Annotated in this window: 24 protein-coding genes and 1 riboswitch; of the genes, 2 read left to right on the top strand and 22 right to left on the bottom strand. The window is 34.2% G+C overall.

Translation table 11 applies throughout. The features are described from left to right. Positions 1 to 41: 41 nt before the first annotated feature. From mnmL to rsgA, 9 genes are all read right to left on the bottom strand, one after another. Positions 42 to 980: a tRNA modification radical SAM protein MnmL/YtqA gene (mnmL, locus tag AST99_RS07705; protein WP_057781057.1), complete on the bottom strand. Its 939-nt coding sequence runs from the start codon at positions 978 to 980 to the stop codon at positions 42 to 44. Between the two features lie 48 nt (positions 981 to 1,028). Continuing rightward, entirely contained in the window at positions 1,029 to 2,069 is a 1,041-nt protein-coding gene (gene rlmN, locus AST99_RS07700; protein WP_057781054.1) for a dual-specificity RNA methyltransferase RlmN, read from the bottom strand. 116 nt (positions 2,070 to 2,185) lie between these two features. Further along, a complete protein-coding gene (gene queA / locus AST99_RS07695) occupies positions 2,186 to 3,235 on the bottom strand; it encodes a tRNA preQ1(34) S-adenosylmethionine ribosyltransferase-isomerase QueA (protein WP_057781052.1) in 1,050 nt (349 codons plus the stop codon). 176 nt (positions 3,236 to 3,411) lie between these two features. Then, entirely contained in the window at positions 3,412 to 4,647 is a 1,236-nt protein-coding gene (locus AST99_RS07690; protein WP_057781049.1) for a 3-phosphoshikimate 1-carboxyvinyltransferase, read from the bottom strand. A gap of 6 nt (positions 4,648 to 4,653) precedes the next feature. Then, a complete protein-coding gene (locus tag AST99_RS07685) occupies positions 4,654 to 4,980 on the bottom strand; it encodes a nucleotide pyrophosphohydrolase (RefSeq protein ID WP_057781046.1) in 327 nt (108 codons plus the stop codon). Between the two features lie 126 nt (positions 4,981 to 5,106). After that, a complete protein-coding gene (locus AST99_RS07680; RefSeq protein ID WP_057781043.1) occupies positions 5,107 to 7,146 on the bottom strand; it encodes a DUF3857 domain-containing protein in 2,040 nt (679 codons plus the stop codon). Beyond that, positions 7,146 to 9,008 (bottom strand): DUF3857 domain-containing protein, encoded by a 1,863-nt coding sequence (locus AST99_RS07675; protein ID WP_232301599.1) that lies wholly within the window; start codon positions 9,006 to 9,008, stop codon positions 7,146 to 7,148. Before AST99_RS07675 ends, AST99_RS07680 begins: the two co-directional genes overlap by 1 nt. 112 nt (positions 9,009 to 9,120) lie before the next feature. Continuing rightward, the gene (gene dtd, locus AST99_RS07670; RefSeq protein ID WP_057781041.1) at positions 9,121 to 9,573 is read right to left on the bottom strand and encodes a D-aminoacyl-tRNA deacylase; all 453 of its coding nucleotides are present in this window, start codon (positions 9,571 to 9,573) and stop codon (positions 9,121 to 9,123) included. Then, a complete protein-coding gene (rsgA, locus tag AST99_RS07665; protein WP_057781038.1) occupies positions 9,573 to 10,535 on the bottom strand; it encodes a ribosome small subunit-dependent GTPase A in 963 nt (320 codons plus the stop codon). The genes dtd and rsgA overlap by 1 nt, the downstream gene beginning before the upstream one ends. 90 nt (positions 10,536 to 10,625) lie before the next feature. Here rsgA and AST99_RS07660 point away from each other — a divergent pair, with 90 nt between their 5' ends. Next, positions 10,626 to 11,072, top strand: coding sequence for a hypothetical protein (locus AST99_RS07660; protein ID WP_057781269.1), 447 nt, complete (start codon positions 10,626 to 10,628; stop codon positions 11,070 to 11,072). A 52-nt stretch (positions 11,073 to 11,124) separates the two neighbouring features. On the opposite strand, the gene AST99_RS07655 is transcribed toward AST99_RS07660, so the two are convergent. The 4 genes from AST99_RS07655 to AST99_RS07640 are packed head-to-tail and all read right to left on the bottom strand — an operon-like array spanning position 11,125 to position 15,053. Beyond that, the gene (locus AST99_RS07655) at positions 11,125 to 12,207 is read right to left on the bottom strand and encodes a bifunctional 3-deoxy-7-phosphoheptulonate synthase/chorismate mutase type II (RefSeq protein ID WP_057781035.1); all 1,083 of its coding nucleotides are present in this window, start codon (positions 12,205 to 12,207) and stop codon (positions 11,125 to 11,127) included. A gap of 15 nt (positions 12,208 to 12,222) precedes the next feature. After that, positions 12,223 to 13,074 (bottom strand): prephenate dehydrogenase, encoded by an 852-nt coding sequence (locus AST99_RS07650; RefSeq protein ID WP_057781032.1) that lies wholly within the window; start codon positions 13,072 to 13,074, stop codon positions 12,223 to 12,225. 6 nt (positions 13,075 to 13,080) lie between these two features. Further along, on the bottom strand, positions 13,081 to 14,229 hold the full coding sequence (locus AST99_RS07645; protein WP_198151426.1) for a pyridoxal phosphate-dependent aminotransferase: 1,149 nt from the start codon (positions 14,227 to 14,229) through the stop codon (positions 13,081 to 13,083). Then, positions 14,226 to 15,053: a prephenate dehydratase gene (locus AST99_RS07640; protein WP_057781026.1), complete on the bottom strand. Its 828-nt coding sequence runs from the start codon at positions 15,051 to 15,053 to the stop codon at positions 14,226 to 14,228. Before AST99_RS07640 ends, AST99_RS07645 begins: the two co-directional genes overlap by 4 nt. A 287-nt stretch (positions 15,054 to 15,340) precedes the next feature. Between AST99_RS07640 and gldA the strand changes: the two genes are divergently transcribed. Then, a complete protein-coding gene (gene gldA, locus AST99_RS07635) occupies positions 15,341 to 16,237 on the top strand; it encodes a gliding motility-associated ABC transporter ATP-binding subunit GldA (protein WP_057781024.1) in 897 nt (298 codons plus the stop codon). Here the strand turns inward: gldA and AST99_RS07630 are convergent, their stop codons facing one another. The 9 genes from AST99_RS07630 to AST99_RS07590 form a co-directional block, all read right to left on the bottom strand. After that, positions 16,238 to 16,987 carry a head GIN domain-containing protein gene (locus AST99_RS07630; RefSeq protein WP_057781021.1) on the bottom strand — a complete coding sequence of 250 codons (750 nt, stop codon included), beginning with the start codon at positions 16,985 to 16,987 and terminating at the stop codon, positions 16,238 to 16,240. It lies immediately after the preceding gene. Positions 16,988 to 16,990: 3 nt separating this feature from the next. Further along, positions 16,991 to 18,082: an acyloxyacyl hydrolase gene (locus AST99_RS07625; RefSeq protein WP_057781018.1), complete on the bottom strand. Its 1,092-nt coding sequence runs from the start codon at positions 18,080 to 18,082 to the stop codon at positions 16,991 to 16,993. A 33-nt stretch (positions 18,083 to 18,115) separates the two neighbouring features. Beyond that, a complete protein-coding gene (metF, locus tag AST99_RS07620; protein WP_057781015.1) occupies positions 18,116 to 19,072 on the bottom strand; it encodes a methylenetetrahydrofolate reductase [NAD(P)H] in 957 nt (318 codons plus the stop codon). Next, the gene (locus AST99_RS07615; RefSeq protein WP_057781011.1) at positions 19,072 to 19,314 is read right to left on the bottom strand and encodes a hypothetical protein; all 243 of its coding nucleotides are present in this window, start codon (positions 19,312 to 19,314) and stop codon (positions 19,072 to 19,074) included. The genes metF and AST99_RS07615 overlap by 1 nt, the downstream gene beginning before the upstream one ends. An 11-nt stretch (positions 19,315 to 19,325) precedes the next feature. Further along, on the bottom strand, positions 19,326 to 22,007 hold the full coding sequence (metH, locus tag AST99_RS07610) for a methionine synthase (protein ID WP_057781008.1): 2,682 nt from the start codon (positions 22,005 to 22,007) through the stop codon (positions 19,326 to 19,328). A 25-nt stretch (positions 22,008 to 22,032) separates the two neighbouring features. Then, positions 22,033 to 23,034 (bottom strand): homocysteine S-methyltransferase family protein, encoded by a 1,002-nt coding sequence (locus tag AST99_RS07605; RefSeq protein WP_057781003.1) that lies wholly within the window; start codon positions 23,032 to 23,034, stop codon positions 22,033 to 22,035. Between the two features lie 50 nt (positions 23,035 to 23,084). Further along, positions 23,085 to 23,202, bottom strand: a riboswitch (SAM riboswitch). Positions 23,203 to 23,279: 77 nt separating this feature from the next. Beyond that, positions 23,280 to 24,173, bottom strand: coding sequence for a cysteine synthase CysM (cysM, locus tag AST99_RS07600; protein WP_083495629.1), 894 nt, complete (start codon positions 24,171 to 24,173; stop codon positions 23,280 to 23,282). Then, positions 24,166 to 24,933, bottom strand: a complete 768-nt coding sequence (epsC, locus tag AST99_RS07595; RefSeq protein WP_057781000.1) for a serine O-acetyltransferase EpsC — start codon at positions 24,931 to 24,933, stop codon at positions 24,166 to 24,168. The genes cysM and epsC overlap by 8 nt, the downstream gene beginning before the upstream one ends. A 91-nt stretch (positions 24,934 to 25,024) precedes the next feature. Beyond that, positions 25,025 to 26,077: an NAD(P)/FAD-dependent oxidoreductase gene (locus AST99_RS07590; protein ID WP_057780997.1), complete on the bottom strand. Its 1,053-nt coding sequence runs from the start codon at positions 26,075 to 26,077 to the stop codon at positions 25,025 to 25,027. Positions 26,078 to 26,096 lie beyond the last annotated feature (19 nt).

Below are 26,096 nucleotides of genomic sequence, written 5' to 3'. Positions count from 1 at the left end.
TAAAGTGGTCTGAAATAAAAAACTATAACTTGAAGCTGTTATTATACAGTATGTAATTTGCCTTGCCATGTATTTCGTTCTTGTAATCGTTTGTTCACTTTATCTACAAATTCAAAATTCTTTAAGTTCCATTTGGGTGCAATTAAAAACTCTTTAGGAGATTGACTCACAAATCGCTCTAAAACAATTTTAGGATGAAGTAGTTCTATAAAATCTATAACTAAATCTATATACGCCTCTGCTGTGTATAAATCTATTTCATCTAAACCTTTTAAATAGCGTTCGCCCATAATAGAGCCTTTTACCAATTGCAATTGGTGTAGTTTTAGAAAATCTAATGGTAATTTAGACATTTCTTGCGCATGTTGTAAAATATCTTTTCTTGTTTCTCCAGGTAGCCCCAAAATTAAATGCGCCCCCACATGAATGCCAGCCTCATGCGTTTTTTTGATAGTCTCTATACTTGTCTGATAATCGTGTCCGCGATTAATCTCTTTCAATGTTGTATTGTTTGTAGATTCAATTCCGTACTCTATAGTGACATAATATTGCTGACTTAAAGTCGCCAAATACTCTAAAAGTTCATCACTAATACAATCTGGACGCGTACCAATAACTAAACCTATTATTTTAGGGAGAGATAATGCTTCTTCGTAGCGTTTTTTAAGACTATCTAAACTGTCGTACGTATTACTGTAAGCTTGAAAATAAGCTAAGTACTTCTGTGTTTTATACTTCTCTGCAAAAAAACCAATTCCAGTATTAATCTGACTGCTTATAGAATTATCTTCACTACAATATGAAGGATTAAAGGTAGAGTTATTACAAAATGTACAGCCACCATAGCCTTTGCTTCCGTCTCTATTAGGACAAGAAAACCCAGCATCTACAGATACTTTTTGAACACGCTCTTTAAAGGTGTGTTTGATATACGAACTGTAATCGTTATACCGTTTTTCGTGTCCCCAAGCATATATCATGATGATTTGATTTTAAAGCCAAATTTTATTTTTATTACACAAGATGCACTACCCTTTATTGGCAAGCTGACCACAAGCTGCATCGATATCTTTACCTCTTGAGCGTCTAATAGTAACCGTTATATTATTAGCCTCTAAAATTTTTACATACATATTTATAGCTTCGTCTTGCGCCTGTTGAAATTCGCCATCATCAATAGGATTGTATTCAATTAGATTTACTTTACTAGGCGCAAATTTACAGAACTGCACCAAAGCGTCTACATCTTTACGTTTATCATTAATACCTTTCCAAATAACATATTCGTAAGTAATTCTACTTTTTGTCTTAGCAAACCAATATTCTAAAGCACTTCTTAAATCGGCTAAAGGGAAAGTTTCGTTGAATGGCATAATAGACGTTCTAACCTCATCGATTGCAGAATGCAATGAAACCGCGAGTTTAAATTTAACCTCATCGTCTGCCATTTTTCGTATCATTTTTGGCACACCAGAAGTAGATACGGTAATACGTCTTGGAGACATCGCTAAACCTTCTACATCTGTAATTTTATCGATGGCTTTAACCACATTATTATAGTTCATAAGTGGTTCTCCCATACCCATAAACACAATATTACTTAATGGTCTATCTTGGTACAAACGACTTTGGTTATCTATAGCAACAACCTGATCGTAAATTTCGTCAGGGTTTAAATTACGCATGCGTTTTAAACGAGACGTAGCACAAAAACGACAATCTAAGCTACAGCCTACTTGACTAGATACACAGGCTGTGGTTCTTGTTTTTGTAGGAATTAAAACAGACTCGACAACCAAACCATCATGTAATTGCACAGCATTTTTTACCGTACCGTCACTACTACGTTGCATGGTATCGACTTTTATATGGTTAATTACAAAGTGCTCTTCCAACATGTGTCGCGTCTCTTTAGAGAGATTAGTCATGTCTTCAAAATGATGTGCACCTTTGCTCCATAACCATTCGTAAACCTGATTTCCGCGAAATGCTTTATCGCCTTGAGTTTCAAAAAAATCTCGAAGTTGTTCTTTAGTTAATGCCCGTACGTCCTTTTTCTTGTTTGCCATAATACTGCAAAAGTAATTAATTTGTGATTAGCGAATTCTGCTTCTCTAAGCTTTTTAAAGCTATAAAAAAAGCCTTGACGAACAAGGCTTTTTAATGTATCTAGTAAGTTTTAAACTTATATAATTAACATGGCATCGCCATAGCTGTAAAACTTGTATTCTTCTTTTACGGCTTCTTCATAAGCACGTTTAATAAAATCGTGACCAGCAAAAGCAGAAACCATCATTAAAAGTGTAGATTTTGGTGTATGGAAATTTGTAATCATACAATTCGCAATACTAAAATCGTAAGGAGGAAAAATAAATTTATTTGTCCAACCGTCAAATTCATTTAATGTTCCGTGAGATGATACTGAACTTTCTATAGCACGCATAGATGTTGTACCTACAGCACATACACGACGCTTTTCTTTAATTCCTGTATTGATAGTATTAACCGCTTTTTCTTCGATAATTACCTCTTCACTATCCATTTTATGTTTAGACAAATCTTCAACTTCTACAGGATTAAAAGTACCTAAACCAACATGTAAAGTAACATCTGCAAATTTAACACCTTTAATTTCTAAACGTTTTAGTAAATGTTTGGAGAAGTGTAAACCTGCTGTTGGAGCAGCAACTGCACCTTCATGCTTTGCATAAATGGTTTGGTAACGCTCTTCGTCTTCTGGTTTTACTTCACGCTTAATATATTTTGGAAGTGGTGTTTCTCCTAATATTTTAAGTTTGTTTCTAAATTCTGTATAAGATCCATCATATAAGAAACGTAACGTTCTCCCTCTAGATGTTGTATTATCTATAACTTCTGCCACTAAGGTATCGTCGTCTCCAAAATATAATTTGTTTCCAATTCTAATTTTACGAGCCGGATCTACCAACACATCCCAAAGGCGTTGTTCTTCATTTAATTCTCTTAATAAGAATACTTCAATACGCGCTCCAGTTTTTTCTTTGTTTCCAAATAAACGTGCAGGAAATACTTTAGTATCATTAAGAATCATCACATCATCCTCATCAAAATAATTAATGATGTCTTTAAACTGTTTATGCTCTATAGTTTGATTTTTTCTATCCAAAACCATTAGGCGTGACTCGTCTCTGTTTTCACAAGGGTCTTCTGCTAATAATTCGTCTGGTAGTTTAAAATTAAAATGTGATAATTTCATGTTCTGATATTTTTATTTTTGAAATATTGAGAAAAAATAGAATGCTCTATGCCTCAATATTATTAAAAGGAACCGCAAATATACAATCTGAACATAGGCCTTGTCAAGTAAATCGCTATTTATTATTGACTTAATTGATAATTACCCCTGAAATAACGCTTTTTTTACCTTAAAATTTAGACTTTCTTAACTTTGAATCCTATTTGTTCCAAATCACTCCAAAATTCTGGATAAGATTTAGATACGACTTCTGCATCATTTACACGTAATTTAGTACATAAAGCTAAAGGCGCAAATGCCATAGCCATTCTATGATCGTTATATGTATCGATAGCTACATTTTCATGAATTTGAGTAGAAGGTAATAATTTTAAAGTTTTATCGGTCACAATAACCTCACCTCCTAACTTACCAAGCTCTGTTTTAAGTGCTTCTAGTCTATCGGTTTCTTTAATTTTTAATGTATGCAAACCAGATAAATCACAACCTAATCCTAAACCAAAACAACTAACCGCTATGGTTTGAGCAATATCTGGCGCGTGTATTAAATCTAGAATAATAAGCGTGTCTTTTGAAACATCACTTACTTTTTGAAGTGTAATAGCGTTGTCTTTAAACGTAGTTTCTACACCAAATTGTTTGTAAATTTTGGCTAAAACTGAATCGCCTTGTAACGATGTTTCTTTATATGAAGACAATGTTATTACAGTGCCAACTGGACTTAAAGCCACAATACTATAAAAATACGATGCAGAAGACCAATCGCTCTCTACGGTTAAGGTCTGTTGTGCAACAGCTTCTGTTTTTGGTTGTACAGTAATGGTTTGACCTTTAAATTCGGCATCAATATGCAATTGATGTAATAAATTTAATGTCATTTTTATATAAGGCACAGACGTAATTTCTCCATCTAGTGTCAGTTTTAAACCATGTTTTAAAGACGAACCTATTAAAAGCAATGCTGAAATATACTGACTACTTACATTAGCTTTAAGTGTGACTTCGTTTTTAGTAATTGCTTTACCTGAAATTTTTATTGGAGGAAACCCTTCGTTTTCTACATATGAAATATCTGCTCCCAAATCGCGCAACGCATCGACTAAAATTTTTATCGGACGTTCTTTCATACGTTTAGAACCTGTTAAGGTTACAGATTTCCCCTCGCGGCTAGAAAAATAAGCCGTAAGAAAACGCATGGTTGTGCCTGCATGATGAATATCGATAAGTGTTTCTTCAGATTTTAAAGCCATTTGCATCACATCAGAATCATCAGAATTCGACACATTTTCTAAAGCGATATTTGGAAATAACGCTTGTAAGACTAATAACCGATTCGATTCGCTTTTAGACCCTGTAATGGTAACATGTAAGGGTTTTTGAATAATTTCAGATTGTTCTAAAGTGATATTCATTGTGTATTATTTTAATTTTTTATTATTGTGATGTCTGTCGTGATCGCGTTTGGTTTTAATATCCATTTTCTTATCGAACGCTTCTTGCAGGTTTATTCCGGTTTGGTTTGCCAAACATAAAACAACAAAAACAACATCGGCTAATTCTTCTCCTAAATCTTTATTTTTATCACTTTCTTTTTCACTTTGCTCACCATAACGTCTAGCAATAATTCTAGCCACTTCGCCTACTTCTTCTGTAAGTTGTGCCATATTGGTAAGCTCGTTAAAATAGCGAACGCCATGTTCTTTAATCCAAGAATCTACGGCTAATTGTGCATCTTCAATATTCATGTGTAACTACTTTATATAAAATCGTCAAGTTTTTAGGCTTTAACTAAGCATAAAGACTTGACGACTTATTAACTTGATATTGTAAAATTACTATTTTATTTTTTTTAAACTTAAAAAAACAAAAACTTATTCGGTTCCCTTTAATTCGCTCTTCACTAAGACCATTTTCTCTGTTTCTTTTTCTACTAGCATACCAAAAAATTGCTTGAATTGGTCGTAATCGCTAGGTAAAACAAAGGTGCTATTAATTTGAAAACTCGATTTTATAAGCACCATATTAGCAGATTGAGATACTAAAAAGGAAAACGTGCCTTCATTTCCATTAAACTGTACTTTTGTACTTTCAGGCATAGACTCTACAGTATAACCTTCTGGCAACATGATTGAGACTGTATAATGATAGTCCTTCGGATATGTAAATTCTAAAGAATAATTACGTTTTTCTTGTTTAAAAATATTCTCTGTTGTGGCATAAAACAACATCGGAGAGACATACAATTTATCGCCTATAGATTCTACTGCATTTTTTAAAACATACGTATAAGAATAGTCAACAGTTGGACTATTAAGATCGTCTTCATTTTTTATCTTATAATTAGAAATTTCTATTTCACCTTTATCTTCTTCTAAATCGCGTAAGCGTTCATCGTCGCCCATATTATCGTATTTAGATCGAAATTTCATGGCTGCTGAATTGGATAATTTTACATACACACGACCTTCTGCACTTAAATCGGGATTTATTTTATACTGTAAAGTCGTTTTTTCATCTTCAGAAACAGGGTGTAATAAATCTACCCAAGCAGAACTCCCTTGTTCACGAACAATACGACCTTGCCAGTTTATGGCTCTAGAAGGCAATACATTTGGTAAGGCATAGCGATCTGTAGCATCTAAAAGTATGACATCGTTAGGAACTTCTATTGCTGAAATAATATAGTTGAATCCGTTTCGGGTTGGATACAATGGAATTCCATTACTTTTTGTACTTATTAGTACTGGATTTGCATTTAAACCAGCATACCGCAACATAGCCGTTAGCATTAAATTAATATCGCCCACATTTCCGGTACCATCCTTATAAGCTTTTTTAACACCGTTCTCTGCATAATCTCCATAAAACTCGTTCCAGGCAACTTTAGATTTTACAAAATTGTAAATTAAAGAAATACGTTCTGTATTACTGGTAACGTTAGCTAGTAGAGCATCTAGATCTTTTTCAAAATAATTAGATTTAGATAATTGTCCGCCAAAACTACTATGATCGTAAATGGTTTTAATCACACTTTCCCAATCTGTAGAATAGTTTTTAATAGAATTATCTGGACCTTTATACATGGCATATTCCCATTTTGCAGTGGCACGATACATATCCATATTATCTACAAATGGCTCTTCTACAAGTGCAGGAATATCTTCTAAGTCTGCCATATACTCGGTTTCTTTAAATTCCCATTTAGAACTATCAAAGCTTGTTTGTGTATTCGAGAAACCGGCACCTCCAGAGCGTTGTTTTGAATTCACATTTTCGACTCTATTTCTCTGACTTTCTGTTATTTTAGCAACATATTTTGCTTTAGGATTTAAATACTTATTAAAGTAAAAATACTCAGGAATACGTGCATTAAACTCTAGTTTTTTCACAGGGATATCGTACTGAAAATCTACGTCGTCTAACGCTATAAAAGGAGATTCTTTTCTGTATTTAAACTCTACAATACAGCCATCTGTAATATTAGGCATTGTGAATTTAAGTTGTCCCCAATATTGGTTGGTTTGCTCTCTAAATACATTGTCTTTATCTAGTTTATCTTTTTCAACTTTACCATCTTTTAAGTAATAGGTATAGCCTTTTAATTCTGATAAATTTTCTACATTAGAACTACCATTATCATAAAAAGGAACATGTTCTGTTGCCCAATCTACGCCTTCTTTATCGTAAATTTTTATTCGTTTCTGCACTTCTTTAACCACAGTAAAACCTTCATTTTCTGTGTATTGAAAAAACACCTCTTCGTTTACATACAAAATGGTGGCATGTGCTTCTGGAGCTTTAGCATTTGAGGTTTCTGAGAGTTCTTCTTTTGAAATTTTACCGAATCTATAGTCTTGTGCATGGATGTAGGAGACTATTAGTAGACATAGTAGGCTGAATACATTTTTCATTAATTTGGGTTTTTGATTAATAGTACTATTTTAGAATTATCATACTTAGAAATAGAACTCCAGAAGTCTCTGTAGGTATTATAGTCTTCTTTAGGATAGAGCCCTTTATCTATTTGTAGTTTACGTTTATATTTTAATGTTCCATCTCCTAAATCTTCAATAGACATAGTATATGTACCAAATTTATTTTCTATAGTTACAGGAGCTTGTAATGCTTCTACTTCCAAGCCTTCTTCTAAATGTATTAGATATTCATCTTTATCTAAAAACCCTCTATCAATTTCTACAGGCATAGTACGCTTAGAATATCGCGGCGGGATATGAGACAGTTTATTAAATACATTGGGCACCACTATTAATCGATTTCCAGTTTTAGAAGCATAGGTTTTTGCAGATACTTTAACGTCTTCAGTAAAGACAACTTCTTCTTTATTATTTGTAAATTGAAACGACTCAATATTTAAGTCGTTTACATTATCCCAAAGATCTTTATACCGTAATTTCTGATCTTTTTCCAATTCGTCTTCTAAACCTTCATCGCCTCGATATTGAGATCCATAAGATTTAATTTGCACTTGACTATTAAAACCTCCATTAAGATTTAAATTGACTTCAGCAGTGGTATGCAATACACTTTCTTTAGCATCGTACACACGAGTATGCACAATCTTTCCGCCTTCTGGGGTAATTATTAAAGCATCTCTATCGTCTGTAAAGTTTGCCACGTGACCGAATGGCGTTTTCTGACTAGTACACTCTAACCAAATGTAATCGTCGCCATTGGGTATGGTAAGCACCGCATGATTTCCTTCTGTAGCTGAAAATTCACTATCGAAGTTTCTAATATTTTTCCCACCGTATATTACCGCATAATAAGAGGGTACACCAACAGCATCTAGCAAAGCTTTTGTATAATTAGAAAGCCCTTTACAATCGCCATAACTCAGTTTATCTACATCTTCTGCCAGCATGGGTTTCCAACCACCTATACCTACTTGCACACTAATGTATCGTGTTTTTTGTTGAAGATATTCGTAAACAATCTTAGCCTTTTCTATATCTGTAGTAGCATCTTTGGTGAGCGCTCTAACTTCATTTTTTACAGATTCTGGAAGGGATCTCGTATCCATAAGTAAACTATCGTACATCCATTTCCCGAAATCTTGCCAGTTGGTATTAATTCCTTTTACACCTTTCATATCGAAAGTTTGCATGGCTACTTTTACACGTGGTGCATAGGTGTGAAATTCTGGACTTACACTTTCCGGTTTAATGGCTAGTAGATTTTCTGCTACATAATGGTAATCTCCAACTTTAGTAATACCAAAATCTTCTAAATGTTCTTCTTTAATAGCCAGCGGCACATCTGTTTCATTAAAAATTTGGTAAGACGATTTCACTACACCAGTGTAATGCTCCTCTAAAGGCGACCAACTAGGAATAAAAGCAGTCATTTTATGCTCTACTTCTGAAATATAATCTATAGTGTAAGGATAACTTACCGCTGCGTATTTTAAATACTTAACACGATTGTCGTTATATATAGAAATTCCATCTGCGGCAGCAATATCGGTGAAGTCTTTTTCTTTAAAACGTTTAATTTTTTCGCCATTAGCATTGTAGACTGTAGCTTCTAAAGTTTTGATTTTGGTAGTCTCATCATAAAACTCGTAAGCCTGACCTTTATAGTCGCCCGACTCATTATAAATGGTTACCGTCCGATGGGATTTTACAAGCATTTTATTGTAAGCTTGAATGTGAATCTGCACATCGTTAATCTTCACTAACGCATTAGCATTCTTACCAATAGTAGCTTTTTCGAGAATATTTGAACTAAAATCTGTTTGGGCAGAAACGTTCAAAGTTAGGCATAGCATGAAGATGCCTAAAAAAGATTTTAAACACATAAATAGGTTAAGTTTGTTTTATAAATTTAACATTATTTTATGTTAAACAAAACTAAAAACGAAACTTTTACTCCTTATTCTTGGTATCGATGATTATAGTTACAGGGCCGTCGTTTAAGAGCTCAACTTTCATGTCTGCACCGAACTTGCCAGTTTGGACTTTTCGTTCTAAATCTGCTTCTAATTGACTCACAAAAGCTTCGTATAAAGGGATAGAAATATCCGGTTTAGCCGCCTTAATGTAACTTGGTCTATTTCCTTTTTTTGTAGCCGCATGAAGTGTAAATTGACTAACCACAATAGCATCGCCTTTTATATTAATTAAAGAGGTGTTCATTACGCCATATTCATCTTCAAAAATGCGAAGATTCGCTATCTTTTTAGACAACCATAAAATATCCTCTTGGGTATCGTCTGTTACTATACCAAGTAAAACTAAAAGCCCTTGAGATATACTAGCAACCGTTTCATTTTCAATAGTTACACTGGCTTTTGATACACGTTGAATTACTGCTTTCATTAGAATCCGTCTTGTTCTTTATCCCAAATATCTGTACGGTAATGTTCGTCTTCACCTTCTAAAATCTGCAGGTAACTTCTGTAACGTGAGAACGCAATTTCATCGCGATCTAATGCCGCTTTTACAGCGCATTTAGGCTCCTCTACATGCAGACAATTATTAAACTTGCAATCTTGTTTTAAAGCAAAAAATTCCGGAAAATAATCGCCTATTTCTACCTTCTCCATATCGACTACTCCAAAACCTTTTATCCCTGGCGTATCTATAATTCTGGCATCGAAACTTAAGTCGAACATTTCTGCAAAAGTCGTAGTGTGCTGCCCTTGCATATGCTGACTAGAAATAGCCTTAGTTTTTAAATCTAAGGTTGGTTCTATGGCATTTACTAAAGTTGATTTTCCCACACCCGAATGTCCGGCAAACATACTCACTTTACCAAGCATTAATGCTTTAACTTTATCTACATTCTTACCAGTTTCTGCAGAAATTCCAATACATTCATAACCAATGGCCCTGTAAATAGAAGCCAAATAGCGCACTTCTAAAATGGTCTCTTCATCGTACACATCAATTTTATTAAACAATAAAACCGTTTTAATGGCATACGCCTCGGCAGTGACTAAAAACCGATCTATAAAACTTGTTAGTGTAGGCGGATTATTAATGGTAATTAACAAAAACACTTGGTCTATATTAGACGCAATAATATGTGTTTGCTTAGAAAGATTTACCGATTTACGAACAATATAATTTTTTCTGTAGTGAATATGATGAATGACACCTGTAGTGACATTATCTAAAGTTTCTACCTCAAAATCAACCTCATCTCCAACAGCAATTGGATTGGTACTTTTAATCCCTTTAAGTCTAAATTTACCTTTTATTCTGCAATCGTAAGTTTCACCTGATGGTGTTTTTACGGTGTACCAGCTTCCTGTTGATTTGTATACTATTCCTGTCATATTATTGTCAAAAGTAAAGTAAAAAAAATAAATTTAGCTCAAACCAAAATAGTTATCTTATCTTTTTCATATTAAAACCCATAAAAAATGATTAAAAAACTACTTTTTATCTTACTATTTTTCATTGGCTTGAATGCTATTAATGCACAAGTAGAATACAAAATAATTACCTCTATAGAATCTATTGTTCCCAATGGTTTAGGGCGATCAAGATTAATTTCTTCTGATGAAGAAAGAGACTTTGAAAATTATACTACAGCCCAAACAGAAGAAGATAACAATAGAAACAAATCTAAAAGAAGTGATTTACGTGTTAAGAACTATGAAGAAACCAAACTTTTAAATTTTTATAATATTGGAGGTATTCGTTTTCAGAACATCGCATCAAACGATGTTTTAGTGAGTTCTAAAATAAATACCATGACCGAAGCCGGCTGGGAATTAGCTTTTGTTACCAGCGCTGTAGAAAGTGACTCTGGAACGGAAGACGGACAAGGCATATTTATAACCCGATATATCTTTAAACGCACAAAATAAATAGCATAAAAAAGGCTCATATATTATGAGCCTTTTTATATCTATACTAGAATTATTTTTTAATAATTTTTTCTTGATGATTAATTGATTCTTGGTGAATAGCTTTAAACATTTTTAAGATAAACTCTTCACTTAAACCATGCTCTTGACCTTCTAGAACCATTTTTCCTAAAATTTCGTTCCAACGTTTACTCTGTAATACAGATACGTTTTTCTGACGTTTTAAAGTTCCAATACCATCGGCAACAACCATACGCTTTCCTAAAAGTTCGATAATTTGATTATCGATAACATCTATTTTAGCTCTTAGGTTGTTTAATGCATCGTTATAATCTGCTTCTGGATCTGTCTCTTTTCTTATTTTAAGATCTTTCATGATTTGAACCAAAGTAGAAGGTGTTACTTGCTGTGCAGCATCACTCCATGCATTTTCAGGATCGTAATGTGTTTCAATCATTAATCCGTCAAAGTTTAAATCTAAAGCTGTTTGAGATACATCAAAAATCATATCACGCTTACCAGTAATATGCGAAGGATCGTTAATTATTGGCAAATCAGGGAATTTAGATTGTAATTCAATCGCTAATTGCCATTCTGGAGTATTTCTATATTTTGTTTTTTCGTACGTTGAAAATCCTCTATGAATAACTCCTAAGTTTTTAATGTTAGCTGTAGCTAAACGCTCGATAGCACCTAACCAAAGCGCTAAATCTGGGTTTACTGGGTTTTTAACCAATACAATTTTATCTGTACCTTCTAAAGCATCTGCAATTTCTTGTACAATAAAAGGGCTTACTGTAGAACGTGCTCCAATCCATAATAAATCTACATCGTGTTCTAAAGCTAATTTTACGTGAGCTGCATTGGCAACCTCAGTAGCCGTTTTCATACCAGTTTCAGCTTTAACACGTTGTAACCATTTTAAACCTAATGCGCCAACACCTTCAAACATTCCAGGTCTAGTTCTTGGTTTCCAGATTCCTGCTCTAAAATAACTTACATCTGTATCTTTTAACTCGTGTGCTATTTTTAATACTTGTTCTTCCGTTTCTGCACTACAAGGACCTGCAATTACTAAAGGGTGATTTAATGCTAAATCATCTAACCAGGTTCTTAATTCTTTCTTGTTTTCCATAATGTTACTAACTGTTTAAGCAATTCCTTTTAAAATATCTTTAATACGATTTGTGTTTTTCATCTCATCAAAAATAGCTTCAAAGTCATCTCGTTCTAATAAAATTTTAAATTGATTGAGGTTATTTATATATTCATCTAATGTCTCTATGACGTTAGTTTTGTTTTGTTTAAAAATAGGTGTCCACATATTTGGCGAACTTTTTGCCAAACGCACTGTCGATGCAAATCCACTGCCAGCCATATCAAAAATATCGCGTTCGTTACGTTCTTTATCTATTACGGTTTTCCCTAACATAAAGGAGCTAATATGCGATAAATGTGACACATAAGCAATATGTTTATCATGAGATTCCGGATTCATATATCGAATACGCATTCCTAAATCTGAAAACACTTGCAAAGCACGTTCTTGCAATTTAAAAGCCGTTTTTTCTACCTCGCAAATAATGTTTGTTTTGTTTTTAAACAAATCATAAATTGCTGCTTGTGGGCCAGAAAATTCTGTTCCTGCAATAGGGTGACAAGCCAAATAATTTCTTCTGTTTACATGGTGTTCAACCTTTTGGCAAGCATCTAATTTCGTAGAGCCAACATCTATTACCAGCGTATCTTCAGATACTAAATCTAAGATCTCTGGAAGCAAAGACACCGAGGCATCTACAGGTATAGATAAAATAACTAAATCTGCAGTTTTAACAGCATTTAGATCTGATTTTTCATCTATTAACCCACTAACTAAAGCCTGATTAAGATGATCTACATTTTTATCGACCCCAATAATTTTTGTGTCTGGATGAGCCTTTTTAAGGTCCTTCACCATACTTCCGCCAATTAAACCAATACCTATAACTACTATATTATTCATAAGTATTTAGTTTTTAATACGGTTAATTGATTCTTGTAACTCTGCTTCTGAAGCACACAGTGAAAAACGAATATACCCTTTCCCTTGTGTTCCAAAAATAATTCCTGGTGTGATAAATATTGAGTTATCGTATAATATTTTATCTATAAAAGCTTCTGCATCTACACCTTCGGGTAACTTAGACCAAACAAATAATCCAGAAGTGGTCTTATCGTAAGTACATCCTAATAAATCTGCGAGTTTCCAAACCAAATCGCGACGCTTTTGGTAAGCTGCATTTAAGTTCTTAAACCATTGATCTGTACTTTTTAAAGCTTCAATAGCTCCTTTCTGAATGCCGTAAAACATTCCAGAATCCATGTTACTTTTAACTTTTAAAATCGCACTAATATGCGTGGCATTTCCTAAAACCATGCCTACACGCCAACCTGCCATGTTAAACGTTTTACTTAACGAATTAAGTTCTACACACACATCTTTAGCCCCAGGAACACTTAAAATACTTCTCGGGTTATCGTTTAATACAAAGCTATACGGATTGTCGTTTACAATTAATATATGATTGCGTTTTGCAAAAGCAACCAACTCCTCATACAAGGTTTCTGTAGCATTTGCACCCGTTGGCATATGTGGATAATTTACCCACATTACTTTTACTTTACTTAGATCTGTTTGTTCTAAAGCTTTTAAATCTGGTAACCATCCATTAGCCTCATCTAAATCGTAAGTCACCGCTTTCGCTTCAACTAACTTGGTTACAGAAGCATATGTTGGGTAACCCGGATTTGGAATTAACACCTCATCTCCTGGATTTAAAAATGCCATAGAAATATGAAGAATACCTTCTTTACTTCCCATTAAAGGCAAAATTTCTGAAGCAGGATTTGCATCTACATGAAATTGTGTTTTATAAAAACTACACATCGCTTCACGCAATTCTGGCAAACCTTGATAGCTCTGATATTGGTGTACATTAGGGTATTTAAAGCTTTCGGTAATAGCATCTACTACCGTTTGTGGTGGCATTAAATCTGGACTTCCTATGCCTAGATTAATTATAGGTTTACCACTAACTTTTAAAGCATTTACCTCTCTTAATTTTTTAGAAAAGTAATATTCTTCAACCGTTTGTAACCTGTTTGCTACAGTAATCATAATTTTGCGTTTTTATATTCGCCAAGTACTTTAAATTCTTTGGCCATGATATCTAAAATGGCTTTTGCTTTTTTAAAATTTGTATACTTTACAAAGGTAACATCTACAAAAAAAGCATATTTCCAAGGTGTTTCAATTTTTGGTAAAGATTGAATTTTTGTTAAACTCATTCTGCAATCGCTTAATACATTTAGCACGCTTGCTAAACTTCCGCGCTTGTGTTCTAATTCAAACCTTAAAGATGCTTTTGTAATCTCACTTTCATCTATTACAGAATTTTGTGTTTTTACAATTACAAAACGGGTTTCATTGTCTTTAATCGTCTGTATACTTGCAGCTAAAATATCTAAATCAAAAATCTCAGCAGCAATTTTACTTGCAACAGCAGCAACACCTTTTAACTTATTTATATTGATACGCTCTGCAGTTTCGGCAGTATCTTTATCTTCTATAAGTTTAATATGCGGGTGTTTTTTAAAGAACTCCTTACATTGTAATAATGCCATAGGATGAGAATAAACTTCTTTAATATCTGCAATAGTCTGACCTGGATAAGCCATTAAATTATGCTGAATATCTAAATAGTGTTCTCCAATTATATGCAGATTAAATTTATCTATTAAAGCATAATTAGGTAAAATTGAACCCGCTATAGAATTCTCTAATGCCATAACCGCTACATCACTCTTTTTACTAATAAGGTTATCTACTAACTTATCGAAAGACATGCACTCATCAATTTCAACACTGTCATCAAAATATGTTTTGGCAACAATGTGATGGAATGACCCCTTTATCCCTTGGATTGAAACTGTTTTTATCATATAAAAAAAAAGTCCCGATTTACATCGAGACTTTATATTAAATTTATGTTTATAAATTACACATACAATGCCTCGTTTCTTCTGCTGAAAAAGAAATAGAAAAAGTTAAAATATGTGAAATTTGTATTTTGCATGTATTGCTTTTCGTTGGGACTAAAGTAATTAATAATTTTACATTACAAAACTAAAAATATATTTTTTTTATTTTCGCCCAATAGTTTTAAAGATATTAACGTATTTCGCAAAATAAATTATATAATGTTTACTTTTGAACAAACTATTATAAAATGTCTATAAAGGTAGAACAGCTAAGTAAAGTGTATGGTACACAGAAAGCACTGGATGGTGTCTCTTTTTCTGTAGGAAAACCGGAAATAGTTGGTTTTCTAGGGCCTAACGGTGCAGGAAAATCTACAATGATGAAAATTTTAACCACTTTTATTGATGCCTCTTCTGGTGAAGCTGAAGTGAATGGGTTTAATGTTCACGGAGAATCTAATCAAGTACAACAGAGTGTAGGGTATCTTCCTGAGCACAATCCGTTGTATTTAGACATGTATATAAAAGAATATTTAAGCTTTAATGCTGATATTTATAAGGTTTCCAAGCAACGTATTGCAGAAGTTATTGAACTTACGGGCTTAACACCCGAAGCTCATAAAAAAATTGGACAGTTATCTAAAGGATATCGTCAGCGTGTTGGTTTAGCGAATGCCTTACTTCACGATCCTGAGGTTTTAATTTTAGACGAGCCTACAACAGGACTTGACCCGAATCAATTGGTATCTATTCGCGAATTAATTAGAACCATCGGAAAAATTAAAACGGTGTTCTTGTCTACTCACATTATGCAAGAAGTAGAAGCCATGTGTGATCGTGTTATTATTATTAATAAAGGACAAATTGTTGCCGATAAAAAATTAAAAGAATTACAGGCTGGTAAAGCACAAATTGTAGTTGTAGAATTTGATTACCGCGTAGAAGATGCTTTTCTTTTACGTTTGCCACATGTTTCTGAAGTTAAGAACACTTACGATTTTGTATACGAGATTACCTTTTCTACCTCTGAAGATATGCGACCAAAAGTCTTTGATTTCGCCCATGATAATGAATTAAAAATTCTTCAATTGAATCAGAAAAACGAAAGTTTAGAAGAATTGTTTAGAACGTTAACTCGAGATTAATTAATCTTCGAAATACAGTTTTCCAGTAAACTTTTCTTCTATCTCGATAATTTCGGGTGTATTTTTAGATATTAAATCGCCAGTACTTACCAACTCGCCTGTTAGTGATTCTTGCGGATTAACAATAATATCGTTGCTTCCTCTATGGTAAATATCTACTGTATTTGCTATTAAATCGGCACCTTCAAAACGACCTGCACCAGCATAAAAACCAACATTTAAAGATTCTGTTGTTCCAGACAGATAAAACACTGAAATATTATTAGATACTACATTTAATACTGTTACGTCTAATTCTAATTTAAAATCGCCCACATTAAAACTTTCCGAATCATTAAAATCTTCAGAGAGTAATTCAATGCTATCAAAAGTTAATACGCCATCAGATGTAATATCAAATTGTGTAGAGCTTCTTATTTGCGCTAAAGTAGGGGTAGTAATTGTAATTTTTGTAGGATCGTAATCTCTAAACAAATTACAAGTATTATTGTCTGTGAGTTCCAAAACACCGTCTGTAACCTCAACCTCTACATCATTAATTAAGTTCTCTCCGGTTTCAATATATACTTCGTAATCATCGCCTTGTTTAATGGTTAACTCGATGTTTCTATTCACCAAAATATCTTCAAAAGCATCAACAGCAATAGTTTTAGACACCGTGCTACCTGAAGTTTGAAAACAGTCGCTAGCATTTTCGCTGTTGCAAGCACTCAACACACACACTACTAATATGATTATTATTTTTTTCATGTCTTACAATCGTATTCCTACTCCAAATTCTACACATTCTGCTTTTGCTCCATGAGACTTTAAGGTAACTGCTCCAAACCATTTCTCTCCAAAATAGCGTTTTAAACCAATACGTAAATATGTACGTCCTTCAAAATCATATGGATAATACACGTAGTATCCCACCTGAGTTTCTACAGATAATTTATTTATAAACAACTCGTGCCCAGCAAAAACACCAACACGTTTATAATCTGTGTCTGCATCTATATTTTCTTCTGGAAAAGCAACAGCATTATAAGCAATTAAATCTTTTAAGAAATTTGAAAAGAACACATCTGTACCAAGCTGTATGGCACTTTTTCTAGATAACCGCTTATCTGCATAAGCAGAAAGCACATAAAAGGCAGATTGCCCCATCCCGATAACATCACTTTCATTAACACCACTACGAAACGCAATATTATATTTTATGGGTTGCGTAAATCTTTCTTTTTGGTCTGTATGAATATATTCTGGATCTTCTGCATCTAAATTATAAGTGACTCCAACATTCAACGCTACTGTATTTATACTTGAATTAGGTGCTTTTACATTGGCATTAGAATAATGAAGTAACGAAAGGCCCGCTTGCACACCAAAACGATTAAAAATGCGTTCCCGTTTATAATTTAGCATTAAATAGGTTCCACTTAAGATGGTTGAACCGAAGGCTGTATTTTTATAATTATCGTATTTATCGTACGGATTAGTATTGTAAGCTAAACCTTGACCAATACGCAACATTAAATTTCGTTTTAAGAAGTAAAAATTATAGTGTGCGTACAGTGCATAATTGTTCCCTAGAGTTTCATTTTTTAAATTCTGATAAGAAAAAGACACCCCATAATCTGGGTAATTGTAACGTTCTTGCCAATCTTTTGTACCAAATGTCTTCTTGTTCCAACTTATAATTGCACCCTCTGGATGTCCTTTAATAAGATGTAAAATGTAATTATTATGAAGCGCTATATTGCCCCGAAAATAATTAACATCTACATAAGATAAATTTAGCATGTCTTGTGCATACACTAAAGAAGATACTGCAAAACATAATAAAAGGAATAGTTGCTTCATGACGTAAGGTAAGCCGCAAAAGTAACAGAATTCTTAAAATATAGCCGATGCAATGGCTTTTATATTATCACTTTTACCCATAGAGTAATAGTGTAAAAATGGTACACCTGCAGCTTTTAATTCTTTAGATTGCTGAATAGCGAATTCAATTCCGACTTCTCTTACCGCCTTGTTGTCTTTACAAGCCTCTACAGCATCAATTAGGTCTTCTGGAAGATCTATTTTAAAGACCTGAGGTAGAATTTGTAAATGTCTTTTAACCGCTAAAGGTTTTATCCCTGGAATAATGGGTACATTAATACCAATAGCTCGAGCTTTATCTACAAAGTCGAAATACTTTTTATTATCGAAAAACATTTGCGTCACTACATAATCTGCGCCAGCATCAACCTTTTCTTTTAAACGTTTTAAATCTGTGTTTAAAGACGGAGCTTCCATATGTTTTTCTGGATAGCCAGCAACACCTACACAAAAATCATAGTTATGTTCTACTTGAATATCGTCGTGAAGATATTTTCCTTGATTTAGATTTGATATTTGTTTTACCAATTCGCTGGCAAAACGATTTCCGCCTTCAGTGGCTTTAAAATACGATTCGTCTTTTCGTGCATCTCCTCTTAAGGCCACCACGTTATCAATACCTAAATAATGACAGTCTACTAAAACATATTCGGTTTCCTCTTTAGTGAACCCTCCACAAAGTAAATGCGGAATAGCATCTACCTGATATTTATGCATGATCGACGCGCAAATACCAACAGTTCCTGGACGCATACGTGTTATGCGTTTATCTAGAAGTCCGTTGCCTTTATCTACATAAATATATTCTTCGCGAGATGTGGTAACATCTATAAACGGAGGTTTAAACTCCATTAGCGGATCTATATTATTATATAAATCTTGAATATTTTTACCTTTCTGAGGCGGAATAACTTCAAAAGAGAATAATGTTTTTCCGTTGGCTTGCTTTATGTGATCTGTAACTTTCATTATTTAATTAATTCCTTTTTAATCGATTCATAATCTGCTTTATATTCCCAATATACAATGCGACCTGCTGTATAATCTGTGAGTATATAGTTTTCACTAATCGATTTAATTCGTGACATAGCAACTATTTTTTTAGTAAAACCTTCTGCTTCTACACGTTCACTTATTTCTTTATTTTGAGCATCGAAACCATGAACTATTATATGACTTCCTAATTCCAATTCTATAAATTTCTTACTCATATATATAGTATTTAATCGGCTAAAGTTGGACTTAACCACTTCTCTGCTTCTTCGTTACTAATACCACGACGCTTCGCATAATCTACTAACTGATCGTTGGTGATTTTTCCTAAACCAAAATACTTAGCTTCTTTATTTGCAAAGTAATATCCGCTTACACTTGCAGCTGGCCACATGGCTAAACTGTCGGTGATTTCTACTCCAATCTCTTCCTTCACTTTTAAAAGTTTCCAAATGGTTTTCTTTTCAAGGTGATCTGGACATGCAGGATAACCTGGAGCTGGACGTATTCCTTTATAAGTTTCTTTTATTAAATCTTCGTTTGAAAGCGTTTCATTAGAATCGTAACCCCAATAATTGATTCTGATTTCTTTATGAAGGTATTCTGCAAAGGCTTCTGCTAAACGATCGGCTATGGCTTTAATCATGATTGAATTATAATCGTCATGATTCGCTTCAAATTGTTTTGCCAATTCAGCAGTTCCGAAACCTGTACTTACACAAAAACATCCCATGTAATCCTGAACACCAGTATCTTTAGGGGCGATAAAATCTGACAAGGCAAAGTTAGGTACACCAGCACGTTTATCTAGTTGCTGACGTAAGGTTAAAAAAGTTACTTTAGCTTTTCCGTTTTCATCATAGATCTCAATATCATCGTCGTTAACCGTATTTGCTGGAAACAATCCAAAAATCGCTTTGGCGCCTAATAATTTCTCATCTAAAACACGTTTTAATAACTCTTTAGCATCTGCAAATAATTCTGTTGCTTGTTCTCCTACAACCTCATCGGTTAAAATATCTGGATATTTTCCATGTAAATCCCAGCTTCTAAAAAACGGACTCCAATCGATAAACTCTTCTAACTTTTTAAGATCAAAATCTTGAATGACTTGAATCCCCAATTGATTTGGTTTTACGATCTCAGACGTATTCCAATCGATTTTAAATTTGCGTCTTCTAGCATCTTCAATGGTAACAAAATTCTTTTTCTTACCTCGTTTTAAGAACTGCTCGCGGAATTTTTCATACTCCTCACGAATCTGTTCTTTATACACTTTATTATCTGCATTCAATAAATTACCAACTACAGTAACCGCTCTCGAAGCATCATTTACATGGACTACAGCGTGCGTATAATTTGGTGCAATTTTCACTGCAGAATGTGCTCTAGATGTTGTTGCGCCTCCAATAAGTAAAGGAATGGTAAACTTCTGACGTTCCATTTCCTTAGACAGATATACCATTTCATCTAGTGATGGTGTTATTAATCCGCTTAATCCAATAGCATCTACATTTTGAGTTTTAGCAGCTTCAATAATTTTTTCTGGCGGTACCATAACACCAAGATCTACAATCTCGTAGTTATTACAACCTAGTACTACACTTACAATATTTTTACCAATATCGTGAACATCACCTTTTACGGTAGCCATTAAAATTTTACCTGCGAACTCTTGTTTTCCGTCTTTTTCAGCTTCAATATATGGCTGTAGATAAGCTACGGCTTTTTTCATGACACGAGCAGACTTCACTACTTGTGGTAAAAACATTTTTCCGCTTCCAAATAAATCTCCAACCACATTCATGCCAATCATTAAATGCCCTTCGATTACTTGAATAGGTTTAGCAGATTCTTGTCTCGCTTGTTCTACATCTTCAATAATAAAAGCATCAATTCCTTTTACTAACGCATGGGTAATTCTATCTTGTAACTCATGACTACGCCATTCTAAAACTTTGGCTTCATCAACTTTTTTATCTCCTTTTACGGTTTCAGCAAAGTCTAATAAACGCTCTGTAGCATCGTCACTACGATTGAATAATACATCTTCTACATGTTGTAAAAGGTCTTTCGGAATTTCGTCGTAAACTTCCAACATCGTTGGATTAACAATCCCAATATTTAATCCGTGTTTAATGGCGTGATATAAGAATGCTGAGTTTATTGCTTCTCGAACAACGGTGTTTCCTCTAAATGAAAACGACACATTACTTACGCCTCCAGACACATTTGCATAAGGCAAATTCTCACGAATCCACTTTGTTGCATTAAAGAAATCTAGGGCATTTAAGCGATGCTCTTCCATTCCGGTTGCGACTGGAAAAATGTTTGGATCGAAAATAATATCTTGAGGTGGAAATCCTACTTTATCGACTAAAATATCGTAAGAACGCTTACAAATATCTATTCTACGCTGGTAATTATCGGCTTGTCCATCTTCATCGAATGCCATAACAACCATAGCAGCTCCATAACGTTTCACCAATTTTGCATGATGAATAAACGCCTCTTCTCCTTCTTTTAAACTGATAGAATTTACTACTGATTTTCCTTGCACCACTTGAAGACCAGCTTCTATAATATCCCATTTAGAACTATCAATCATGATAGGTACACGTGCGATATCTGGCTCTGAAGCAATTAAATTCAGGAACTTTACCATGGCTTCTGCACCATCTAACATCCCTTCGTCCATATTCACATCGATGATTTGCGCGCCACCTTCTACTTGATCGCGGGCAACGTCTAATGCTTCATCGAATTTTTCTTCTTTAATTAATCGTAAAAACTTTCTAGAACCGGTAACATTGGTTCGTTCTCCTACATTTATAAAATTACTTTCCGGAGTCACAATTAAAGGCTCTAATCCAGAAAGACTTAAATATTTAGGTTTGATATTTTTTGACATGCTGTTTTTTCTTTTCAATCCTCAATTAAGCGCTAACAACGACTTGTCTTGGTTTATATTTTGCAGCAACTTCTGCAATTAATTTAATATGCTCAGGCGTTGTTCCACAGCAGCCACCAATAATATTAACAATGTTTTCTTTTAAATAACTCTCGATTAACACCTGCATTTGTTCTGCCGTTTGGTCGTATTCACCAAAAGCATTTGGCAATCCAGCATTAGGGTGCGCCGACGTGTAAAATTCTGTTTCGTTAGATAAACGGCTCAAGTAAGGCTGTAATTGATCGGCTCCAAGAGCACAATTAAATCCGACACTTAATAACGGAATATGAGAAATTGACAATAAAAAAGCCTCTACTGTTTGTCCCGACAATGTTCGTCCCGATGCATCGGTAATCGTTCCAGACACCATGATCGGAATTTTAATACCACGTTCTTCCTGAACTTGATCTATAGCAAACAACGCCGCTTTAGCGTTTAATGTATCGAAAATAGTTTCAACTAAAAGCATATCTACACCACCATCCAATAATGCTTCAGTTTGCTGATGGTAAGCCTTTCTTAATTCTTCAAAAGTTACCGCGCGATATTCTGGACGTTCTACATCTGGAGACAAACTCGCCGTACGGTTAGTCGGACCAATACTACCTGCTACAAATCTTGGTTTATCAGGATTTTCTTTCGTCATCTCTTCAGCCACTTGCTTTGCAATTCTAGCCGATTCAAAATTAAGTTCGTAAACCAAATCTTCCATATCATAATCAGCCATAGCAATGGTTGTCCCAGAGAAGGTATTGGTTTCTACAATATCTGCTCCAGCTTCAAAATATTTACGATGAACATCTGCAATAGCTTGAGGCTGGGTTAACGACAATAAATCATTATTTCCTTTTAAAGAAGACGGGTAATCTTTGAAGCGTTCGCCTCTAAAATCGTCTTCAGAAAAATTATAACGTTGCAACATGGTACCCATAGCGCCGTCTAGCACTAAAATACGTTGTTGTATGGCTTGATAAATATTTGACATTTTTGATGTTTTATATCAGTATGTCATCAGGAAAGAAAGGGATTTCTCTTGGGTTATCTGCCCCTTTGAAAATGGTTTCATTGAGTAGAATGTAGCACCTTCTTTAAGTGTGGTAAAGGGTTGCTAAGGCTTCACCGGGTCTATCCCCTCTGCCTTTCGTGATAACGAATTATTATGTTTATGAACTATGCTGCAAATAAAGGTAATAATTTTATAATTCCCTCATATTTACAGCAATTATTATGCTAATTATCGAATAATGGAGACGATAAATAACGATCTCCGCGGTCGCAAATTATAGCTACGACAACGCCAGATTCTAAGTTTTCTATAATTTTTAAGGCACTTGCTACAGAACCTCCACTGCTCATACCTGCAAACACACCTTCCTCTTTAGCTAAGCGTTGCGTTATTCTTTTGGCATCTTCTTCGCTAACATCAACCACTTGGTCGACTTTAGTTTTATCAAAAATTTCAGGCAAATACGCTTCTGGCCATTTACGAATACCTGGTATTTTCGCTCCATCTTTAGGTTGAGCGCCAACAATAGTAATGTCTTTATTTTTTTCTTTTAAATAGGTCGATACGCCCATTATGGTGCCTGTAGTTCCCATAGCAGATACAAAATGAGTTATTTCACCTTCTGTAGCCTCCCAAATTTCTGGACCTGTGGTTTTATAATGTGCTTTCCAATTATCTGCGTTCGAGAATTGATTTAACATAAAGTAACCCTTTTCATCTCGTAATTTTATTGCATAATCACGAGCCCCTTCAATACCCACATCTTTAGACGTTAATATTAATTCGGCGCCATAAGCACGCATAGTTTTAATACGTTCTTCTGTAGAGTTTTCTGGCATAATAATTACCATATTCACCCCTAATAAAGGCGCAATAAAGGCTAAAGCAATTCCGGTATTACCACTAGTTGCTTCAACCAAAGTATCTCCTTTCTTAATGTCGCCACGTTTTAAAGCTTCATTAATCATATTAAATGCAGCGCGATCTTTAACACTTCCGCCAGGATTATTTCCTTCTAACTTCAGAAACAACTTAACGTTTTCATTGTTGTGTAAATGTGTGACTTCGACCAAAGGTGTATGCCCTATCTGATCTAAAATACTTTCTGATTTAATCATTATTTCGAGATCTTATTTTAAACTCTTTTTGATATGTTAAGATTGAATGTTCTGGAACGGAAACCGTAACACACACATTCGCTCCTATAATACTATTTGCTCCTATTACCACATCGCCACCTAAAATGGTTGCATTGGCATAAATAATAACATTATTTTCTATAGTTGGGTGACGCTTAGTTGCAGATAAACTCTTTTTAACCTGAACACCTCCCAAAGTAACCCCTTGATAAATCTTCACATTATCTTTAATTACAGACGTTTCTCCTATTACAATTCCTGTAGCATGATCTATAAAAAAAGAATCTCCAATCTCTGCCCCTGGATGAATGTCTGTACCGGTAATACCATGCGCATATTCACTCATCATTCTTGGAATAATAGGCACATTTAATTCCACTAAGGCATGACTTAATCTATAAATAGCAATGGCGTAAAATCCAGGATAAGCTAGGTAAACCTCTTCTAAGCTTTTGGCTGCAGGATCATGTTGCTCTATAGCAATGGCATCTAGATCTAGACGACGTCTTATACTCGGTAAATTAAATTTGAAGGTTTCCCAAATTTTAAAAGCATCTTCAATCTCTAGCTTACTACTCATTTCAATGAATAGGTTTTCTAGATGCTGTAATTCTGTTGCAGGCTCGTCGTCGAACATTACATAAAATAAATTTTTAGTAAATGTTGCTATCGATTCTTTTAGTCTGACATTATATATTTTTGAAACTAATTTGTTCTGTAATTTTGTGTCTTCAACCATAAAAAACGTCTTAAGATTTAAATAAGAGTCGGAATAATTTCAACTAATTTACAGTCTATTTTACAAAACGACTAATTTTAAAATAAGATATTTATACAATCGCTTGTACTACCGCTTTAGGCGCTTCTTTACGTGTACCATCAAAACCATCTATACCACTTACAGTGGTGTACTTAAGCACATACTTTTTCCCTGGATTTATGATTTTATAAGCCGATTGACACATTAATGTTGCTTCGTGGAATCCACAAAGAATTAATTTTAATTTACCTGGATAGGTATTTACATCTCCAATAGCGTAAATTCCAGGAATATTAGTTTGGTAATCTAACGCATTATCTACCTTAATGGCATTCTTTTCGATCTCTAATCCCCAGTTTCCGATTGGTCCTAATTTTGGAGATAATCCAAATAACGGAATAAAGAAATCTGTATCAAGTTGGAATTCTTCATCGCCTTTTTTAACAGTAACACCTTCAATATGGTTTTGTCCTGAAACGCCAACAACTTCTGCAGGTGTAACTAAATTAATTTTTCCTAAAAGTTTTAATTCTTGAACTTTTTCTACTGAATCTAATGCACCACGAAACTCGTTACGTCTATGAATAAGCGTTACTTCTGAAGCTATGTCTGCTAGAAAGATACTCCAGTCTAAAGCAGAATCCCCTCCTCCAGAAATTACGACACGCTTCCCTCTATATTTTTCTGGGTCTTTAATAAAGTAATCTACACCGTGATCTTCGTAATTTGCTATATTTTCAATCAATGGTTTTCTAGGCTCAAAAGATCCCAATCCACCTGCGATAGCCACAACTGGTGCTTGGTGTTGAGTTCCTTTATTTGTAGTTACAATAAATGATCCGTCTTCTTGTTTCTCAATAGTTTCTGCACGCTCTCCTAAAGTAAATCCAGGCTCGAACTGCTTCCCTTGCTCTAATAAGTTACTCGTTAAATCTCCTGCTAAAACCTCTGGAAATCCTGGAATATCGTAAATTGGTTTTTTAGGATAAAGCTCTGAACATTGCCCACCTGGTTGCGGCAAAGCATCAATTAAATGACATTTTAATTTTAATAACCCTGCTTCAAACACAGTAAATAATCCTGTTGGCCCTGCTCCTATTATTAGTATATCTGTTTGTATCATTTTAAATAATTTTACTGAA

The organism is Formosa algae, from assembly GCF_001439665.1.
Classification (GTDB): Bacteria; Bacteroidota; Bacteroidia; order Flavobacteriales; family Flavobacteriaceae; genus Formosa; species Formosa algae.
This window is presented reverse-complemented; position numbering and strand designations above follow the sequence as displayed.

Excerpts from the sequence above, each read along its gene's own strand:
- AST99_RS07640 (WP_057781026.1), bottom strand. The coding sequence starts at position 15,053 with ATGATAAAAACAGTTTCAATCCAAGGGATAAAGGGGTCATTCCATCAC.
- AST99_RS07680 (WP_057781043.1), bottom strand. The coding sequence starts at position 7,146 with ATGAAAAATGTATTCAGCCTACTATGTCTACTAATAGTCTCCTACATC.
- dtd (WP_057781041.1), bottom strand. The coding sequence starts at position 9,573 with ATGAAAGCAGTAATTCAACGTGTATCAAAAGCCAGTGTAACTATTGAA.
- AST99_RS07655 (WP_057781035.1), bottom strand. The coding sequence starts at position 12,207 with ATGGAAAACAAGAAAGAATTAAGAACCTGGTTAGATGATTTAGCATTA.
- AST99_RS07605 (WP_057781003.1), bottom strand. The coding sequence starts at position 23,034 with ATGTCAAATATTTATCAAGCCATACAACAACGTATTTTAGTGCTAGAC.
- rlmN (WP_057781054.1), bottom strand. The coding sequence starts at position 2,069 with ATGGCAAACAAGAAAAAGGACGTACGGGCATTAACTAAAGAACAACTT.
- metF (WP_057781015.1), bottom strand. The coding sequence starts at position 19,072 with ATGAAAGTTACAGATCACATAAAGCAAGCCAACGGAAAAACATTATTC.
- AST99_RS07650 (WP_057781032.1), bottom strand. The coding sequence starts at position 13,074 with ATGAATAATATAGTAGTTATAGGTATTGGTTTAATTGGCGGAAGTATG.
- AST99_RS07685 (WP_057781046.1), bottom strand. The coding sequence starts at position 4,980 with ATGAATATTGAAGATGCACAATTAGCCGTAGATTCTTGGATTAAAGAA.
- cysM (WP_083495629.1), bottom strand. The coding sequence starts at position 24,173 with ATGATTAAATCAGAAAGTATTTTAGATCAGATAGGGCATACACCTTTG.
- mnmL (WP_057781057.1), bottom strand. The coding sequence starts at position 980 with ATGATATATGCTTGGGGACACGAAAAACGGTATAACGATTACAGTTCG.
- gldA (WP_057781024.1), top strand. The coding sequence starts at position 15,341 with ATGTCTATAAAGGTAGAACAGCTAAGTAAAGTGTATGGTACACAGAAA.
- AST99_RS07690 (WP_057781049.1), bottom strand. The coding sequence starts at position 4,647 with ATGAATATCACTTTAGAACAATCTGAAATTATTCAAAAACCCTTACAT.
- AST99_RS07645 (WP_198151426.1), bottom strand. The coding sequence starts at position 14,229 with ATGATTACTGTAGCAAACAGGTTACAAACGGTTGAAGAATATTACTTT.
- queA (WP_057781052.1), bottom strand. The coding sequence starts at position 3,235 with ATGAAATTATCACATTTTAATTTTAAACTACCAGACGAATTATTAGCA.
- metH (WP_057781008.1), bottom strand. The coding sequence starts at position 22,007 with ATGTCAAAAAATATCAAACCTAAATATTTAAGTCTTTCTGGATTAGAG.
- epsC (WP_057781000.1), bottom strand. The coding sequence starts at position 24,933 with ATGGTTGAAGACACAAAATTACAGAACAAATTAGTTTCAAAAATATAT.
- AST99_RS07615 (WP_057781011.1), bottom strand. The coding sequence starts at position 19,314 with ATGAGTAAGAAATTTATAGAATTGGAATTAGGAAGTCATATAATAGTT.
- AST99_RS07590 (WP_057780997.1), bottom strand. The coding sequence starts at position 26,077 with ATGATACAAACAGATATACTAATAATAGGAGCAGGGCCAACAGGATTA.
- AST99_RS07630 (WP_057781021.1), bottom strand. The coding sequence starts at position 16,987 with ATGAAAAAAATAATAATCATATTAGTAGTGTGTGTGTTGAGTGCTTGC.
- AST99_RS07625 (WP_057781018.1), bottom strand. The coding sequence starts at position 18,082 with ATGAAGCAACTATTCCTTTTATTATGTTTTGCAGTATCTTCTTTAGTG.
- rsgA (WP_057781038.1), bottom strand. The coding sequence starts at position 10,535 with ATGACAGGAATAGTATACAAATCAACAGGAAGCTGGTACACCGTAAAA.